The organism is Tardiphaga sp., from assembly GCF_044340795.1.
Classification (GTDB): Bacteria; Pseudomonadota; Alphaproteobacteria; order Rhizobiales; family Xanthobacteraceae; genus Tardiphaga.
The window spans coordinates 1-17,755 of record NZ_JBIISY010000059.1 but is presented as its reverse complement, the minus strand read 5'-3'; the positions used below and the strand labels follow the sequence as shown (position 1 = coordinate 17,755).

At 64.2% G+C, this 17,755-nt stretch carries 15 protein-coding genes and 1 riboswitch; of the genes, 8 read left to right on the top strand and 7 right to left on the bottom strand.

The window, feature by feature from the left end; translation table 11 throughout:
• Positions 1-11: 11 nt before the first annotated feature.
• Complete coding sequence (locus ACIQ17_RS12255; RefSeq protein WP_398468873.1) at positions 12-1,232, bottom strand: HlyD family secretion protein; 1,221 nt, start codon at positions 1,230-1,232, stop codon at positions 12-14.
• A 179-nt stretch (positions 1,233-1,411) separates the two neighbouring features.
• Here ACIQ17_RS12255 and ACIQ17_RS12250 point away from each other — a divergent pair, with 179 nt between their 5' ends.
• Positions 1,412-2,044 carry a TetR/AcrR family transcriptional regulator gene (locus tag ACIQ17_RS12250; RefSeq protein WP_398468871.1) on the top strand — a complete coding sequence of 211 codons (633 nt, stop codon included), beginning with the start codon at positions 1,412-1,414 and terminating at the stop codon, positions 2,042-2,044.
• Positions 2,045-2,047: 3 nt separating this feature from the next.
• Here ACIQ17_RS12250 and ACIQ17_RS12245 read toward each other — a convergent pair whose 3' ends face one another.
• Positions 2,048-3,313, bottom strand: coding sequence for an extensin family protein (locus tag ACIQ17_RS12245; protein ID WP_398468869.1), 1,266 nt, complete (start codon positions 3,311-3,313; stop codon positions 2,048-2,050).
• Between the two features lie 280 nt (positions 3,314-3,593).
• The gene (locus ACIQ17_RS12240) at positions 3,594-6,818 is read right to left on the bottom strand and encodes an autotransporter domain-containing protein (RefSeq protein ID WP_398468867.1); all 3,225 of its coding nucleotides are present in this window, start codon (positions 6,816-6,818) and stop codon (positions 3,594-3,596) included.
• An 811-nt stretch (positions 6,819-7,629) separates the two neighbouring features.
• Between ACIQ17_RS12240 and ACIQ17_RS12235 the strand changes: the two genes are divergently transcribed.
• A complete protein-coding gene (locus tag ACIQ17_RS12235) occupies positions 7,630-8,343 on the top strand; it encodes a L,D-transpeptidase (protein WP_398468865.1) in 714 nt (237 codons plus the stop codon).
• A 99-nt stretch (positions 8,344-8,442) separates the two neighbouring features.
• The gene (locus ACIQ17_RS12230) at positions 8,443-9,993 is read left to right on the top strand and encodes a DUF4403 family protein (RefSeq protein WP_398468863.1); all 1,551 of its coding nucleotides are present in this window, start codon (positions 8,443-8,445) and stop codon (positions 9,991-9,993) included.
• A gap of 109 nt (positions 9,994-10,102) precedes the next feature.
• Here ACIQ17_RS12230 and ACIQ17_RS12225 read toward each other — a convergent pair whose 3' ends face one another.
• The 3 genes from ACIQ17_RS12225 to ACIQ17_RS12215 all read right to left on the bottom strand — a co-directional run bounded on the left by ACIQ17_RS12225 (position 10,103) and on the right by ACIQ17_RS12215 (position 11,815).
• Entirely contained in the window at positions 10,103-10,666 is a 564-nt protein-coding gene (locus ACIQ17_RS12225; RefSeq protein ID WP_398468861.1) for a PRC-barrel domain-containing protein, read from the bottom strand.
• A 121-nt stretch (positions 10,667-10,787) separates the two neighbouring features.
• On the bottom strand, positions 10,788-11,165 hold the full coding sequence (locus tag ACIQ17_RS12220; protein ID WP_398468859.1) for a PRC-barrel domain-containing protein: 378 nt from the start codon (positions 11,163-11,165) through the stop codon (positions 10,788-10,790).
• An 89-nt stretch (positions 11,166-11,254) separates the two neighbouring features.
• Positions 11,255-11,815 (bottom strand): hypothetical protein, encoded by a 561-nt coding sequence (locus tag ACIQ17_RS12215; RefSeq protein WP_398468857.1) that lies wholly within the window; start codon positions 11,813-11,815, stop codon positions 11,255-11,257.
• 186 nt (positions 11,816-12,001) lie between these two features.
• Between ACIQ17_RS12215 and ACIQ17_RS12210 the strand changes: the two genes are divergently transcribed.
• Both ACIQ17_RS12210 and ACIQ17_RS12205 read left to right on the top strand, forming a co-directional pair.
• Positions 12,002-12,739, top strand: a complete 738-nt coding sequence (locus ACIQ17_RS12210) for a response regulator (protein WP_398468855.1) — start codon at positions 12,002-12,004, stop codon at positions 12,737-12,739.
• Positions 12,740-12,741: 2 nt separating this feature from the next.
• Positions 12,742-14,052, top strand: a complete 1,311-nt coding sequence (locus tag ACIQ17_RS12205) for an ATP-binding protein (protein WP_398468853.1) — start codon at positions 12,742-12,744, stop codon at positions 14,050-14,052.
• 88 nt (positions 14,053-14,140) lie between these two features.
• Here the strand turns inward: ACIQ17_RS12205 and ACIQ17_RS12200 are convergent, their stop codons facing one another.
• Positions 14,141-15,604, bottom strand: coding sequence for a hypothetical protein (locus ACIQ17_RS12200; RefSeq protein ID WP_398468851.1), 1,464 nt, complete (start codon positions 15,602-15,604; stop codon positions 14,141-14,143).
• 219 nt (positions 15,605-15,823) lie between these two features.
• Between ACIQ17_RS12200 and ACIQ17_RS12195 the strand changes: the two genes are divergently transcribed.
• The 3 genes from ACIQ17_RS12195 to thiS all read left to right on the top strand — a co-directional run bounded on the left by ACIQ17_RS12195 (position 15,824) and on the right by thiS (position 17,737).
• Positions 15,824-16,318 (top strand): transglycosylase SLT domain-containing protein, encoded by a 495-nt coding sequence (locus ACIQ17_RS12195; RefSeq protein ID WP_398468849.1) that lies wholly within the window; start codon positions 15,824-15,826, stop codon positions 16,316-16,318.
• A gap of 66 nt (positions 16,319-16,384) precedes the next feature.
• A riboswitch (TPP riboswitch) is annotated at positions 16,385-16,524 on the top strand.
• Entirely contained in the window at positions 16,512-17,549 is a 1,038-nt protein-coding gene (locus ACIQ17_RS12190; RefSeq protein ID WP_398468847.1) for an FAD-dependent oxidoreductase, read from the top strand. Its footprint overlaps the riboswitch before it by 13 nt.
• Positions 17,540-17,737, top strand: a complete 198-nt coding sequence (gene thiS / locus ACIQ17_RS12185; RefSeq protein ID WP_398468845.1) for a sulfur carrier protein ThiS — start codon at positions 17,540-17,542, stop codon at positions 17,735-17,737. The genes ACIQ17_RS12190 and thiS overlap by 10 nt, the downstream gene beginning before the upstream one ends.
• Positions 17,738-17,755: the final 18 nt, after the last annotated feature.

Genomic DNA, 17,755 nt, shown 5'->3' with positions numbered 1-17,755 from the left:
AGCGCGATCCATTACTGCGCGGGCTTCGCGTCCGGCTTCGTGTTGATCCGCACATAGACCGACATGCCCGCGCGCAGGACATTCTGCTTGGCGACATCCGCAGGCACGCGAACACGCACGGGCACGCGCTGCACGATCTTGGTGAAATTGCCGGTCGCATTGTCCGGCGGTAACAGCGTGAAGACCGCACCGGCAGCCGGGGACAGGCTTTCCACCGTGCCTTCGATGACACGGCTGGTATCGGCATCGAGCTCAACGGACACCGGCTGGCCCGGCTTCAGGCGACGCAGCTGCGTTTCCTTGAAATTGGCATCGATATAGACGTCGTCGAGCGGCACGATATTGGCGAGGCGCTGGCCGGTGGTGATGAAGTCACCGAGATTGACCATGCGGTTGGAAAAGATGCCATCGACCGGTGCCTTCACATCGGTGAAGGCGAGGTCGCGCTGGGCCTTGTCCAGCGCGCTCTTCAGTTCCTGCAATTGCGCACGGGCCTCGACCTGCTGTGCCTTGGTGACGTCCACGGCGCTCTTTGCGGAATCCACGGCTGCCTTGGCTGCCTTCACCGAAGCTGCCGTCTGGTCGCGGTTCGACTGCGAGGTCTCATAGACCGAGCGCGAGGCAAAGCCCTGCTTGCTTAGCGTTTCCTGACGATCGAATTCGAGCTGCGCACGCGTCGCGGCCGCATCGGCCGACGACAACTGCGCCTGCGCCTGGGCGACAGCGCTTTCCTGCGCTTCGGCCTGCCGGCCGATACGCTCGATGGTCGCCTGCTGGGTATCGATCTTGCGCAGCGCGGAATCGACGGCAATCTTGTAGTCGCCGTCATCGATCTTGAACAACACCTGCCCGGCCTTCACCTCGGTGTTGTCACCGGGGACGATCTGCGCGATGTGGCCCGAGACGCGCGCGCCCAGCGTCGAGTTGTTGGCGCGCACATAGGCGTCATCGGTGGAGACGATGAAACGGCCCACCAGATAATAGTTCACGCCGACATAAACTGCAGCGATAGCGGCAAGCGCGCCGACGCCCAGGAGAATGCGTTTCTTGCGCGGCGATTTTGGCGCCGCGGGTTTGGCCGCGGCGGGAGCTTCCGCTGGCTTTTCCGGCGCGGGAGCCTCGACAGGGCCGCGAGCCGCGGGCTCTTCCAATGGCACCACGCGCGCAGAAGCAGCGTCGCCTTCATCTTCGGAGCGAATGATACGGGCAGCCTGATCGCGTGGTGCGGCCATTTCGGCCTCCTGAAACTCGCGCGAAAACCACGCAGGTTCCCGCTGACTGTGACATCATGTACATTGACCGAACGGTTCGGTCAAGATAAACATGAGATCATTCCATTGTGATTTCGAGCCATTCCGGAAACAGGCCAGATGGGCTGCGGCGGCTCCCTCCCTTGCAACAGGCTGAATGAATGGTTGCCTCTCCCCATGCTCCCCTCGCTCAGGTCGGCGAAGAAGACAGTGCCAAGCGTCGGCAGATTCTTGACGGTGCGCGCAAGGTCTTCATGACATTGGGTTTTGACGGCGCCAGCATGGGCGAGATCGCGCGCGCGGCGGGCGTGTCGAAGGGCACGCTCTATGTCTATTTTACCGACAAGAACGCGCTGTTCGAGGCCATCGTCGAGCAGGAAAAGCTCGAACAGGGCAAGGCCGTCTTCAATCTTGATCCGGAACGAGACGCGGAGACCACGCTCGCGGAGTTCGGGCGCGGCTATATCCAGCTGCTATGCCGCCCCGGCGGCGGATCGGCGATCCGCACCGTGATGGCGATCGCCGAGCGGATGCCCGACGTGGGCAAACGGTTTTATGAAGCGGTGCTGGCGCATGCGATCCGGCAAGTCGCGGGCTATCTCGATGCGCGCGTTTCGGCCAAAGAGCTGAAGATCGAGGATACAGAGCTGGCCGCAGCGCAGTTCATGATGTCCTGCCAGGCGACCCTGTTTCAGCCCTTCATCTTCCAGGCCAAACCATCCCCGACAACTGCGGAAATCGACAAGGTCGTGAACAGTGCCGTGCGCGTATTCCTGGCAGCCTATCGGACCTGACGCCTATTCGTTCTCGTAGAAATCCTCGTCGTCCGGCGTCTTGCGGCTGCTCTTGCTGGCTGGTTTCTTGATCGAGCCGGTTGGCCCATCGAAATTGCCGCGGCCGGCATAGCTGCGACCCATGGCACGCGCGGCGACTTCCTCGCCTGAAACGGCGGCAGGGCGGCAGATCGACGGACGCTTCGGCCGGCGCATCAGATCCACATGGATGTGGTCGTAGTGATAGATGTTGGAGCCCGGCGCCAGCACCGTCGTAAAATACTGGCAGGCGCCGCCCTGCACGTCGCGCAGGAAACCCTGCTCTTCCGGCAGGCCCTTCCAGCCGTTCTTGACCGACATGTTGCGCCCATCGGCGAAGGTGAAGGCCGCGATATCGAGGGCGTTGCCGAAGGCATGTTCGGAAATATGCGCGCGCGAATTGCCGTTCATGCCGCGGCAGGAGTAAGCGGAAATCTGCCGGATCGACACCACGCGCTGGCCAAACCAGCGCATCGCCGCCGGCTGCACGACTTCCGCCAGCCACTTGTCGAGTTGCGAAACGATCGGACATGCGAGTGTCGCCGTGGGCTTCACTTCGACAGGACCGACGGAGCCGGTGACATTGCCTGGACCAGGACCGAGCCGTGGCTGAGCGTAATCCTGCTGCTGGCTCAGTGCGGGACCGGAGCTGTAGCGGCCATAAGGTGCGCGCGTCTGCGGCGGCGCGCTGCGCGGCATCGCCTGCTGCATGTCCTGCTCCGGCATGCCGTCGGCAGGCAGATTGATATCGTCTTCGGCCTGGTGAACGCCGGGCGCATTCAGCGAGACAGGGCCATTGCCAGCGGGTGCATTGGCGTAGCCCGCGTTATAGCCGCCGCCATAGGATGGCTGCTGCTGCGGCGGCGCCGATTGCGGATAGGAATTCGGATACTGGCTGGTCGCGCGCACCATCGGCTGCGACGGCGCCTGCTGCCCGGGCCAGCGCGACGGGCCACCGCCAATGCCGCCGGGCGGGCGCGGTGCCTCATCGGCAAAGCCGATCGTGCTGTTGGATTCCCCGAGCGCTGCGACTTTCAGCGGAAACTCGGCGCCGCACACACCGGGACCTGAAATAGGTTCGATGCGGACCAGGCCGGCGCTCTCGCGCACGGCGCCCGACTTCATGCATGCGACTTCTGCCTCGGCTCGCCAGGGGTCGCGCACTTCGGTTTGAAACAAACCTTTGCCGCAACCTGCCATCGAGACAAGGACGAAGGAGCCGACGAGATACAAACGAACTCCGCGCGTCATGCGGGCAAATTGAATTAAATGTTTTAATGACTCTTCAACATGCCGGTTCTCGAGTGCTGAAATTGCTGCCCGTCGCGCATGCGGTGCGGTCGCACGGCGGCAGACCAGAGGCCGAAATAAGGCGGAGCGCCCTCGCCCATCGCCGTGGACAATGACGCTCCGGTCACGAATTTTCGTAGTGGATCGTCAGCGCGCGGCGTCCTCGATCTCGGACCGTTACGGACCGAATTGCCGCAAGTGGGGCAATTGACAACTTTGGTCTCCGCTTGCGGTAGCGACGTCACCACGCGTAGCGCACCACGCCCTTGCCGGCATAGCTCCGGGTCACGTCCGAGAACTCGCCCTCAAACGTGCCAGCGACGGACCAGCCATTCATCCACTTCAACTCTGCCGAAGCCGAGGTCAGCGCCGTGTGCTTCGCGAGCGACGCGCCGTTGACGATGAAGCTGGCGCCCGGCAGCGACTGGAAGGTCGCCGACGCCGAGCGATCGCGATTGGTGTCGTGCGCCCATGCCGCACGGCCGCGCAGCGTCAGGATCGCATCGTTGACGGCGAAGGATTTGTCCGTGCGCAGGCCGAGTTCGCTGCGTGGCGAGATGGCGGTCTTGCCGGCGTAAGTGAGCGCAAAGGTGTTGCTGCCGGCGACGACGCTTTCCGCATAGGACGGCAGATCGAACGCTGTCACCTGGAAGGCGGCATAGGGCGTGAGGCCGATGCCATCGATCCATGGCGCGACGAAACGATTGCCGACCTCGAAACGGCCTGAGTAGCTGTTGGCGTTGAAGTTCGCGCGGAGCTGATCAAGACCAGCGACTGTGACGGTGCGCTCCGTGGTGATGTCCTGCCAGCCGTAAGCGGCAGCGGCGGTGACATAGATCGAGCCGACATTGTGCCGGATGAAGCCGCCGAGCTGGAACAGATCCGAGCGACCAGTGCCGCCACCCGTCACCGAGAAGTTCGTGCCGCCACCAGCCATCGAGAGACCTGCGACCGTGAACGGCGAGAACCAGTAGTCCGCACCCACGGCCATGCCGTAGATGCTCGACTTGCTATTGTTCGATCCCGCCGCCGCATTGCCATCCGTCGTCTGGGAACCGCCGAAGCCGGCGGCCCAGACATTCCAGCGCTCCCGCGGCGCGAGGATCGGCGCCTTGCGATGCATCGATGCGAAGGCGTCGGTCGGCGCGCGCTTCGGCGCATAGGCCATCGCCTCGTCGGCATACGACATCGCACCCGGCGCGCCCTCGCCGCGGCCGGCCGAGAAGGGATCGGTCATCTGCGTCAGGAACAGGTTCGCGACGTCGAAACTGGTCTGCTGGCTGCTGGTGGCGACCTCGCCGGAGACTTGCGTCAGGCTCTGGGCATTCAACGAACCGAAAGCCAGCGGGATGCCGCCCGTGCGATCGAAGAAATCGGTGAGTGCGCGGCCGACATTGGCCTGATTGCCGTTGAGCCCGCCGGGCATGCCGAAGCCGAGCGACAGATTGAGATAGACGTTGTTGGCATCGTAGCTCAGCGCAGTGCTGAACCCCGATGGCAGACCGGTGTTCACCACCGAGCCGAACACCGTGCCACTGAGTCCACCGGTCGCATTCAGAATGGTGTACTGCCTGGCGACGTAACTGCCCGGCGCGAATTTCGCCTGCACCGTCGCATTGCCGAGATCTGCCGTGCCGGTGACATTGACGCGATCGGCATTGGTCGGCGCGACGTCGATCATATAGGTTGAGGCCGCGGTCATCACGAGATTGCCCTGCACGGTGAGCAGGTCGATGGCGCGGGCCGGGGGGCCGAAATAACGCGGGGTGTTGCCCGGCGCCAGCGTACCGCCAGCGATGGTGGTGGTGCCGACGGTGCCGGAGCCACCGAGCGTGCCTCCCGCATTCACGGTGACCTGCGTCGTTGGCATGATGCTGTCGATACTCAGCAGGCCGCCATCGACCCGCATGGATGCGATGTTGCTCGCGGTGCCCCAGAAATTCCACTCACCGGTGCCGGTCTTGACGAGATTGCCGTTCGAGATCGTGCCGGAAGAGTACGTATCCCGGCCGTTGCTTCCGAATGTCAGCGTATGGCCGTAGAGCTCCACGTCTCCTTCGGCCTGCAGCGCGGCGATTGTCGCATTGCCGAAAGCAAGGTCGAGGGTCGCGCCGCTTCCGACATAGAAACGGCTGTTCTCCGACAGCGCGCCTGCCGACCCCTGCCGCAGGGTGCCGTCATAGATATACGTTGTGCCTGAATAGGTGTTCGTGCCGGTCAGCGTCAACGTATCGCCGCCGTTCTTGGACACATGACCGGTGCCCGAGATCGCGCCATCGAACGTGACGGCATCGCTACGGTTGAAGCCCAGCGAGCCCCTGTTGACGACATCGCCGATGATCGATCCGGTCGTCCCGCCGTTACCGATCCGCAGTATACCTTCCCGAATCTCGGTACCGCCGGAATAGGTGTTGGTGCCGGTGAGGATCAGAGAACCCGACGAGCTGATGATGCCGCCGAGGCCGGTGATGGCACTGGACAGCGTGACATTGTGGTCGTTCTGTTCGAAGGTCACCGTACTGCCGGCCGCCGTGATGCCGATATTGCCGGTGAGGCCGCCATTGATCGCGGCCATGTCGGTGGCCAGTGTCAGCGTGTTGGCGCCACCTGTGAAGGTGATGGCATCGGCTTGGGTGAAGCCGTCGCCGGACATGCCACCCGCGATGGTGCCGAGCCGGTTGTCGATGGCGAGGTTCGCGCCGACGATGCCGGCGCCGCCGGCGCCAGCCATGGACGAACCGAGGCTGCCGGTGCCGCGAGCGCCGCCGTTGCCGCCCTGGATCGACGACTGATTGATCAGCGAGGCCGAACCGGAGAAAAATACGCCGACGCCGCCGGCGCCGCCCGACCCGCCAAAGTTTGCGGCATTGCCACCGCTGCCCCCGTTGCCGCCCCTGATGATCTGGTCTGACGTTCCGCTGAAGGCGGGGGCGACGACGAAGACCCCGTAACCGCCACCACCACCGCCGCCGCCTTCAGCCCCCGCGCCGTTGCCGGTGCCACCGTTTCCACCGTTGCCGCCCGTTACCGAACCACCCAACGGAAACGATGTCGCCCCATGCGCGCCGCCGCCGCCGCCGCCACCGGTGCTGGATGTGCCAGGGTCGCCATTGGCCCCAGCCGTCTGACCGCCGGCTGCCCCGCCAGCGCCCTGGTCGCCGTTGCCGCCATAACCACCGACGATACCGGCACCGCCGCCGCCTCCGCCCATGCCATCTGTGCCCGCAGTTGCCGTGCCATCCGCCGGGCTGGTTGTGCCCCCAGCATTGCCGGTGCCGCCGTTACCACCGGTCTGCTGCGCAAAGACCGGTGTCGCCAGTGTCGCCAGCGCGAGCACCAGCGCGCTTGCCGCGCAACGCCACCGCACCTGGAGCCGCGCCGGTGACCGAAAGCTGTGAGATGGCCTGTCGCCGGTGTGAGCGGACAGGCTGGCGACACGGGTCACGTCGAACGGCGATGGCGACATCAAGGCATTCCCAGCAATTGCACCGACTTCGCTGTCGGCATTCCAGTCGCGCAGGCGAGTGTGCGCGCTGTGTCCGCTTCGAGCGATGTCAGGTCAGGCTGGTGTGGACCTCGCGTGGCCCCGCGCGTTTCACCAACGCCCACTCACACGAACACATTTTCGCCACGCTTCAGCGATTCGCCTCGGCGGTACAATGCGACCGATCTGCACGTCGTATCGAACGCGGTGCTTTCGGTGCAGGTGCGTCATTTCGGTAACAGGGTAGCGCAAACGGGCTGCAACCGATCCGGGCAATGATAAGTGTTTTGCGGAACGCTTGCTGCGCTTCGACGTTGCCCCGCGCTGAAACACGCGAGAGGGAGGCACCGCCATGACCGCATTCGTCAGCCAGCTGAGCATTGTCGCTGCCTATGCCGCCATGGCCTTTGTCGGCGCCATCGTGCTGGGCATGCTGTAGCAACCAGTGCGGACCGCAGGATGGGTTGAGTGGAGGCGCGCAGCGTCGGAGCGAAAACCATCGGCGAAGATTTTCTCACTGGTCGGCTGACGGGTTTTCGCTGCGCTCAACCCATCCTACGCGGTCCCTTCCCTACGGTTAAGCGATCAACCCAGTCGCCCGTATCATTGTAATCCGGCTCGATACCAACCCGCAACTACACTTCGCGATGAAGCACGGACGACACATTCATCGTCCGCGATGACATCGTTTTGCGGCGTCGACGCAAATCCCCTGAAACCAGCTCCGGGTACTCCTGTCGCCAACGAAGCGCCGAACGGGCGCTCATCAACAGGCGCTCAAACGGAGTATCCCATGTTCAGGCTCGCTCGCCTTGAAATGAACGTCCGCCGTCTCGCCCTCGCGATCGGCGCCCTCTCCACCGCCGCACTAGGCGCCTTGGCGCCGGCGCACGCTGCGCCGCTGCCGCTGTTTCCCTTCTTCATGTCGCCGCCGGTGCAGCTGCCGCCAACGCAGACCGAGCCGGCGCCTTATTATCAGGCGCCGCAGCAGCGCGAAGACGAGCGTCCGGCGATCGAACAGCCCGCGCGCTTCAAGCGCCAGATCGTCACCTATCCGACCCGCGAGGCGGCGGGCACCATCATCATCGATACGCCGAACACCTATCTGTATTACGTGCTCGGTGGTGGCCAGGCGATCCGCTACGGCATCGGCGTCGGTCGCGACGGCTTCACCTGGTCCGGCGTGCAGACGGTGACACGCAAGGCGGAATGGCCGGACTGGACGCCGCCCGCGGAAATGATCGCGCGCCAGCCCTATCTGCCGCGCCAGATGGCCGGCGGCCCCGGCAATCCGCTCGGCGCCCGCGCCATGTATCTCGGCAATACGATCTATCGCATCCACGGCACCAACATGCCCGAGACCATCGGGACCCAAGTGTCGTCCGGCTGCATCCGCCTGACCAATGCGGATGTGTCGGATCTGTATGCGCGGGTGAATGTCGGGACCAGGGTGATCGTGCTGCCGATGGATCGGCGGGCCGACAGCGCCGGTGGCCGGCGGGGATAATGGATAGGCGTTCGTCGACACGGAACGACATGTCCGCGCCTTACTTTGCCCACTTCGCCCCTTGATGTACTGTCCCCGCATACTGCCTGCGGGGACATCATGCGTCTGAAGACCATTCTGATCGGCGGTGTGCTGATCGCCGTTTCTTTCGTGGCTGCGCTGAAGATCATGGATTATGTGGCGCCGCGCGGCTCCGGCGCCGCGCCGACGCTGGTCGAATTGCCGCCGCTGCCGCCCTCGCCGCCGCGCAGCTCCACCATCGTCGCGCCGATCGCGGTGGCGCTGACCGCGATCCGCGATGTCGCCGAGAAAGGCGCGCCGCGCAATTTCGCCGGCACCGCCGACAATCCCGCCCAGCAGCTGCTGCAGAATGCCGATATCAAATGGAGCGCCGCCCGCGGCGCCATCGCCGTCACCGGTGCGCAGGACACGCTCACCATGACCACGCCCCTGAATGGCACGCTGAATGTGAGCGGCGAATTGTCATCCAATGTGCGCGATGCCATCGGCGGCGCGCTCGGCAACCTGCTCGGCGGCAATGTCGCGAAGCAGCTCGGCAGCGTCAATATCAAGAACGTCAACGCCAATGCGGAGATCCGCGGCAATGTGGTGGTGGCGTCGCAGCCGCGGCTGACGCCGAACTGGCGCATCGAGCCCGGGCTCACCGCGCAGGTCAATCTCGGCGACACCAGCGCATCGGTGAGCGGCGTGCGCGTCAATGTGCCGGCGCAGGTGAAGCCGATGATCGACAATGCGGTGAACGAGCAGATCGCCGCCGTACAGCAGCGGCTGCGCAACGATCCGCAATTCGAGCAGAATGCGCGGCGGGAATGGGCCAAGCTGTGCCGCTCCATCCCGCTGCAGGGCGCAAGCTCGGTGCAGAACCTGTATCTCGAATTGAAGCCGACCCGCGCCATCGCCGCGCAGCCGCGCATCGACGGCAGCAATATCAATCTCATTCTCGGCGTCGAGGCGGAGACGCGCGTGACCGGCACGCAGAGCACGCCGAACTGCCCGTTCCCGGCGACGCTGGCCATCGTGCCGCCCGGCCCCGGCAAGCTCAATATCGGCGTGCCCATCGACATGCCGTTCGTCGAGCTCAACAAGATCATCGAGGCGCAGCTCGCCGGCAAGACATTCCCGGAAGACGGCACGGGCTCGGTCGCGGTCACGGTGAAAAAGGCCACCATGCGCGCCTCCGGCGACCGGCTGCTGATCTCGCTGCTGGTGAATGGCAAGGAGAAGTCGAGCTGGTTCGGCCTTGGCGGTGAAGCCACCATCCACGTGTGGGGCAAGCCCGCACTGGATCAGGCGAGCCAGGTCATGCGCTTCACCAATCCGGAACTCGCGGTGGAATCCGAAGCCGCCTTCGGCCTGCTCGGCGCCGCCGCGCGTGCGGCGATGCCGTTGCTGGAAAGCACGCTGGCGGAGCGCGCGGTGATCGATCTGAAGCCGTTCGCGTCCAATGCGCAGCGCAAGATCGCGGGCGTCCTGGCGGATTTCCAGAAGAACGAGGACGGCCTGCGCGTCGGCGCCGACATCACGGCACTCAGGCTCGGCGGCATTGCCTTCGACTCGAAGACGCTGCGCGTGATCGCCGAGGCCGAGGGTGCGATCAACGTCACCGTGACGAAGCTGCCGAATTTATAACGACGGTGCCTGCACGACAAAGGGCGCGCCCAGCAGGAGTGGACGCGCCCTCTTCGTCAGATGACATCACCACCAATGTGACGCCATCCGGATTGATGTTCGACCGACGTTAGGTCGAATACTTGAACTCCGGCATTGCCTTCAGCTGATCCTTGCTGGCGCCGCTCAGCACCGCATGGTCAGGATACCAGGGGTTCTGCTTCGGCGGGGTCGCTGCTGCGCCACCGGCCGAGCCGCCCGACGTGGCTGCGCCCGTGGTCATGCCGCTGGACGTGCTGCCCGACGACTTGGACATCGAGCCGCCGCTTGCGGCCGCCGAGGTCTGCACCGGCTCATTCATGAACTTGATCTTGTCATAAGGCACGGCGATCAGACGCTCACCGACGCCGAGGAAACCACCCACGCCGATCACCACGGCTTTGATGTTGCCTTCCTTGTCGGTCAGAAGATCATTGATAGAACCGAGGCTTTCGTTGGCTTCGTTATACACATTGAGGCCAACGACCTTCGAGGTACGCCAGTTGCCGTTGAACGACGTGTCAGCAGCTGCGGGCGCCGGAGTCGTCGTCGCGGCAGGTGCCGTTGTCGTCGTGCTGCCCGGGTTCTGCGCGAAAGCTGCAGTTGCGAGCAATGCGGAACCAACGATACCAGCCGTCATATATTTCTTGAACATATGTTCCTCCTGTTGTTGCCACCTATATCAAAGCAACGCGAGGATTTGGCCACAGTTCCGGTTCCGGCATGAATTTGTAGCTGCGCCAAATTGTCTTCGACCAGTTCGGAACGAAGTGTAGTTAGAACTCGCCCCAATAGGGCGCGACACCATAGTGACGATGCAGCGCTTCCTCTTGCGTGCGATCGCCCCAATCGAAATCGCGCTTCTCGGTAAAGGAAGGCGCGCTCTTCAGATCTTCATCATTGATATCGAGCTGGTAGGCGTCGAGCTTGCGGTTGTAGCTAAGTAGCGCCCACGGCACGGCCAGCAAATTGGAGCCGATTCCGAGAAAGCCGCCGAAGGACATCACCGCGTAGGACACCTTGCCGCTGATCTTGTCGATCATCAGCCTTTCAATATGACCGATGCGCTCGCCATTGGCGCGCCGCACCGCAGTTCCCTCGATCCGGTCGCTCGCAATCAGTGTGTGCGGCCTAGTCATGACATCGAGAGCCATCATTGCCTCCGTTTGTTGTTAGTTAGGAGGAACAATGATGACCGGCGAGAGAGGTTCCAGATGACATGCAAGGATGGCGGCTGCGGAACTCAGCTCTTGTAATCCACCAGCAGCGCCGTGAAGGACGCCGTGGTTCCCGATGAAGTGACGCCGCTGGCGCTGTAGGCCCGCGACGTCGATGCTTCCAGCGACTGCTGCAGCGAGTTCAGGAACTGCTGCATGATGTCGTTGATATCCGTCGTGCTGTCCGTGTCATCGCCATCGTCCGCGCCGTCCGAGGGCGGCGGGCCGCCGGCGCCGCCCGGAGGCGGACCACCCGCACCGCGCGCACCGCCGGGGCCGTCGGCGAAAGCAGCTTCAAAGATGCCCTTGAGTTCGTCCGCCTGATCCGAGGTGAGCTTGCCGCTCGAGACCTGTGCGCCGATCAGGTCGTCGATCTTCGATTTCATCTCGCCCGGTTCGGGACGCGTGCTGCTCGTGTTGCCGCGATCGGCCTGCATCGACTGGTCGATGCTGTCGAGCGCCGCTGACAACGCATCCTGATCGCCGCTGCTGATCTTTCCCGTGGTGAGTTCGGCCTGCAGCTCCTGCTGCAGCTTCTGGAGAGGCGATTGATAGAGGCTGCTGGATGCAGCCGAAATGGACGTCATGATCTGCTCCGCGAGGCTTTGGCCTGATCCTGTGGACTTGCGGCTGCCATCTCGGATTAACCATCTTAACGGGGTCTTGCTGCCCGCTTGCCAAGATATTGCCTGGCGTTACGCTGGGCTGGAACAGCAACAGACCGAAACAAATTTTCCCTGCAAAAGGCGCCAATCCCCGCCACAAGGGTCCACATGGCAAACCCTCCCCATATCCTTGTCGTGGAAGACGACCGCGAAACCCGCACGCTGATCGCGAAGTATCTGCGTACCAACGCCTGCAATGTCACGGTGGCTGCCGACGGCCGCGAGATGGACAGGGCGCTGACGGACAACCGCATCGACCTCATGATCCTCGACGTGATGCTGCCCGGCGAGGACGGTCTCAGCCTGTGCCGCCGCGTGCGCGCGGAGTCGCAGGTGCCGATCATCATGCTCACAGCGCGCGGCGAGGATGTCGACCGCATCCTCGGGCTCGAAATGGGCGCCGACGACTATCTGCCAAAGCCGTTCAATCCGCGCGAACTCCTGGCCCGCATCAATGCGGTGCTGCGCCGGCAGACCAATGCACTTAATGCCAGCGCGACGCCGCATGCGACCTCCCTCGCCTTCCTCGGCTGGCAGATGGATTTCCGCCTGCGCGAGCTGCGCAATCCCGAAGGCGCACGCATTGCGATGACCTCCGCGGAATTCGACCTGCTGCAGGCCTTTGTCGAGCGCCCCGGCCGCGTGCTGTCGCGCGACAGCCTGCTCGACCTCACGCAGGGCCGAAATGCCGGCTCGTTCGAGCGCAGCATCGACGTGCTGGTCAGCCGTATCCGTCGCAAGATCGAGGCCGATCCGCAGGATGCGCAGTTGATCAAGACCGTGCGCTCGGGCGGCTACATGTTCACGCCGGACGTGCAGACCATCGGCGCGGTCCAGCCGGCCTGATCATGCGGCTGCTGAACGTCCTCAATCTTCGGCGCATCAGCGGCCAGATCGCGGCATTGGTCGTGATGTCGATCGTCGCGATTCACCTCCTCATCGGCGTCGGCTTCGCCGTGCTGCGGCCCGACCAGCCGCAACCGCCGGAGCGCGGCATGGGTGAACTGGTAGCGATGGCTAGGTTGCTGTCGACGACACCGGCCGATGAGCGGCCCGCCTTGTTCGCGCGGATGTCGCAGACCTTTCCGAAATTCGATCTCCGCCTCGAGCCTGGTGGCTTTGTCCAGGCCGCCGACACTGACGACCGACGCCGTGCGCCGTCCCTCCTGCGCATCAACCGGACCCTCGGCCCGGATATTCATGTCGTGCCGCTGGCTGGCGAGCGCGTCGGCGTCGTGCTCCCCGACGGACAGAAATTCTCGGTGAGCGAATTGTCCGAACGGCGGCCGCGGCCGTTCCTCGGCAGCCCGATCTTCCTCACTTTCATGTTCGCAGTGATCACGCTGACACTGCTTGGTCTATGGGCCGCGCGGGTGCTTGCGGAGCCGCTGTCGTCCTTCGCGCGGACGGCGGAGGAGTTCAGCCTCAGCGGCACCGCCGCGCCATTGCCCGAACGCGGGCCCGAGGAAATCCGCGCCGTTGCGCGCGCGCTCAACCGCATGCGCGAACGCATCACCGCGCTGATCGACGATCGCACCAAGATGCTCGCCGCCATCAGCCACGACCTGCGCACGCCGATCACCCGGTTGCGACTGCGCTCGGAATTTATCGAGGACGAAAACAGCCGCCGCCATATGCTGCGTGACCTCGACCAGATGCGCGCGATGCTGGAAGCGGTGCTGTCCTTCCTGCGCAATGACCGGCGGCTGGAAGCGCCCACCCTCACCGACATCGCCACCACGCTGCAACTCATCGCCGACCAGTTCGCCGATATCGGCCAACTCGTCACCTATGACGGCCCCTCGCATGCCATGGCCATGGCGCGGCCGGACGACCTGCACCGCGCGGTGACCAATCTCGTCGAGAATGCCGTGAAATTCGGCGGCGAGGCATCGATCACGCTGAGCGTGTCGGACAGCGGCGCCGTCATCGATGTAGCCGATGACGGGCCCGGAATTTCCGACGCGCAGAAGAGCGCGATGCTGCAGCCTTTTGTCCGCGGCGACGATGCGCGCAACATGGATCACGAGGCGGCGGGATTCGGGCTGGGGCTGTCCATCGCCCGCGCGATCGCGCTGGCACATGGCGGCGAGCTGACGCTGCGGGATCGTCAGCCACAGGGATTGATCGTGAGGATCACATTGCCGGCGGCGACGTAGCCTCGTAGCCTGGATGGAGCGGAGCGAAATCCGGGAATCGGAGTATCAGCAATTCGCCGTCCCCGGATTACGCTTCGCTCCATCCGGGCTACTCATTCACTTTGAAGGTCGCATCGCTCTTCCGCACATGAATGGTCGCGAGATCGTCGCTATAGACTTTCTCCCAGCCATCGATGCGATCCAGCAGTTTTGTCGCGGCGCTTTCGGTGCGCATGAAGGTGGCGTCGATCCTGTAGTCCTTGAGCAGGCGGAACAGATTGTCCGGCTTCATCAGGCCGCTGGCATCGTTATGGTCTACCATCAGCTTCTCGCCGAACAATTCGGTGCGGCCATCGATGAAGGTCGGCACGCCGCGCCAGATCAGATAGCCGCCGAAATCGTAATCATTGAGGACGCGGCTGACATTCAGCTTCTTCAACGCATCCACCGCGGCGATCGGCGCGGAACGCTCCGACGGCGTGTAGTGGCGCAGCGAGGCGACGGCGACCGTCCCGACGACCAGGCACAGTGCAATGCCCGCAAGCAGCAGGCGGTTCGGCGAAGCGCTCGCGTCACGCTCCGGGTTGCGACCGATCTGCTCGCCGAGCGGTTTCGCCAGCACCAGCGGCGCCAGCAGCGCCAGCACCTCGGCATTGCGGACATGACCGAGCGCCATATAGACGAAGCCCAGCACCAGCACGATGCGCATCGGTGGCAGCGTGATGCCGCGCCAGAGCACGAAGGCGAAGGCGGCCAGCACGGAGATTTCAAGCGGCCCGGCATGGCCGAAATCGGCCGGCCGCCATTCGCCGATCACGGCAAGCGCTGCGCCGAGGCTCAGGATACGCCGCGACGCCAGCAGTGCTTCCCAGCCGTAAGGCGTGATGCAGCTGGCCGCGAGGGCGGCTATGCCGAACAGTGCCCAGCGCACGAACACACGCGCCTGCCGGTCCTTCGGCGCATGCCAGATCGCATCGAGTGCGATCGGACCGATCAGCGCGAGGCCGAGCACGAAGCCGCCATGCATGTTGGCCCACAGCACCATCAGCGACAGCAGCCAGAATGACGGTGCGCCCTTGCGATCCATCGCATCGACGAGACCCGCGACCCAAGCCACCATGACCGGCATCGCCAGCACATGTGGCCGCGCCAGCATGTGGCCGGCCATCAGCGCCAGTGTCGCGCAGAGGATGACGAGCGTTGCGGTGCGCGTCAGCCGTTGATCAAGGAAGCGCGCAAGCAGCGCGATGGCGAGCGACCCGGAAGCGGCCGCGAGCACGACCGGACCTGCCCAGCCGGCAATGCCGTAGGACAGAGCGTAAGCGACCTGCGCGAGCCACTGGGTCGAGATCCAGGGCTGCCCCTGCATGGTGAAGGAATAGAGATCGGTGCGCGGCACCGCGTGATGATCGAGCATCCACTGGCCGAGCGTGATCTGCCAGTAGGTGTCGGGATCGTTCAAGAGGCCGCTGCCGGCCGCGAGCAGCAGCGCATAGACGCCGATGCCGACCCAGAGCGGCAGCAACACGTCCAGCTTGCGAGCATCGGTGGCATGGGCGACAGACATCGTCATGGGCAGAGCAGACCGTGGCAGAATGGCATGAGCAGCCGCGAATGCGCCCAACAGACCACGGCGCGGCATAATTTGAGGTAAATCGCTGCCGGAACCGGGCCTTGCCGCCCCGAGAAAGACTCAATTCGCGCCTCAAACGACAAGAATTGAACAGGATGGTTTAGGCCATCTGAAAGTCCGGCCGGCTAAACGCCGCCGATGCGATTTTCGAGACCATTGATGACCCGTATTTCGACTGTCCTGGCGTCGGCTATCACCCTCGCCGCCCTCCCGCAATTCGCCCATGCGCAACAGCGCGCCGACTATCAGGCCATGGCCGCATCCCATGCCCAGGCCAATGGCGTGCCGGAAGCGCTGGTGCATCGCGTCATCATGCGCGAGAGCAAGTATCAGCCGCATCTGATCGGCCGTGGCGGCACCATCGGCCTCATGCAGATCAAGCTCGCGACCGCCCGCGGCGTCGGCTACAGCGGCAGTGCCGAGGGCCTGCGCGATCCCGACACCAATCTCACTTACGGCATCAAATATCTCGCCGGCGCCTATCGCGCCGCCCATGGCGACCACAACCGCGCGGTGCGTTATTATGCCGGCGGCTACTACTACGCCGCCAAGCGGCAGCGCCAGCAGGTTTCCGCGCCGCCGCATCAGCCGATCTTCGCCAAGGATGCGGAGCGGCTGAAACTGGACGCCCAGGCCAGCGTCGCGGCGCAGTAACCAGATTTGCGACTGTGACCATTCGGTGAAGGCGCGTTGACACGCCCGGCCGGAGGTTTAAATTAGAGACGTTCCGAGGGGGGCTCCGACGAGGAGCTGAGATACCGCTAGCTTGCATGCTCGATCCCCGAGCGATGCGATACCGCGGTGACCCTTTGAACCTGATCCGGGTCATGCCGGCGAAGGGACAGGGATGAATCAGACGACGCATGCGTCGCACGCCGGATCAGGCGTTGCGACTTCTCCTATCTCCATCATTGGCGCGGGTATCGCTGGTGCGTGGCAGGCTTTGCTGTTCGCCAAGGCCGGGCACGCCGTCACGCTCTATGAGCGCGACAATGCGGACATGCGCGATGCCACCACCCATTGGGGCGGCGGCATGCTGGCGCCGTGGTGCGAGGCCGAGGTCTCCGAGCCCGTGGTGTCGCGTTTGGGGCTGCGCGCACTCGACCTGTGGCGCGCGGAACTCCCCGACACCCCGTTCAACGGCTCGCTGGTGATCGCGCATGCACGCGACCGCAGCGATTTCGAACGCTTCGCGAAAATGACCTCCGGCCATACCCGGCTGGATGCGGCCGGTGTCGCCGACATCGAGCCCTCGCTGGAAGGCCGTTTTCGCGACGGGCTGTTCTATCCCGGCGAAGGCCATGTGGAGCCACGGCTGGTGCTGCCCGAACTGCATCGGCGCATCACCGCCGCCGGCGGCATCATCAAATACAATTGCGCGGCGAAGGCCGACGACCTCGACGGGATCGTGATCGATTGCCGTGGTCTCTATGCACGCGAGCAGGACGAGAGATCGAAGCTGCGCGGCGTCAAGGGCGAGATCATCATCATCGAAAGCGATGAGGTGCAGCTGTCGCGCCCGGTGCGCCTGATGCATCCGCGCTGGCCGCTTTACGTGATCCCGCGCGCCAACAACCGCTTCATGCTGGGTGCAACCTCGATCGAGAATGAAGGCGACGGCGTCAGCGTGCGTTCGGCACTGGAACTGCTCGGCGCGGCCTACGCGGTGCATCCGGCCTTCGCCGAAGCGCGCATTCTCGAATTCGGGTCGGGCCTCCGCCCGGCCTTCCCCGACAATCTGCCGCGCATTGCGATCGACAAGAACACGATCGCGGTGAACGGCCTCTATCGCCACGGCTTCCTGCTGGCGCCTGCGCTCGCGGAGCTGACGCTGAACTATGTGCAGCGTGGTGCGATCGACAATGAGGTGATGCAATGCAAGTGACCGTCAATGGCGAACAGCGCGACATCCAGTCGTCGCATGTGGCCGCGCTGCTCAGCGAACTCGATTATGAGGGCACGCACTGCGCCATTGCCATCAATTACGACGTGGTGCCGCGCAGCCAGTGGGCGGAGACCGCACTGAAGGCCGGGGATGAAATAGAGATCATCACGCCGCGGCAGGGAGGGTGAGGATGACACACACGCCCC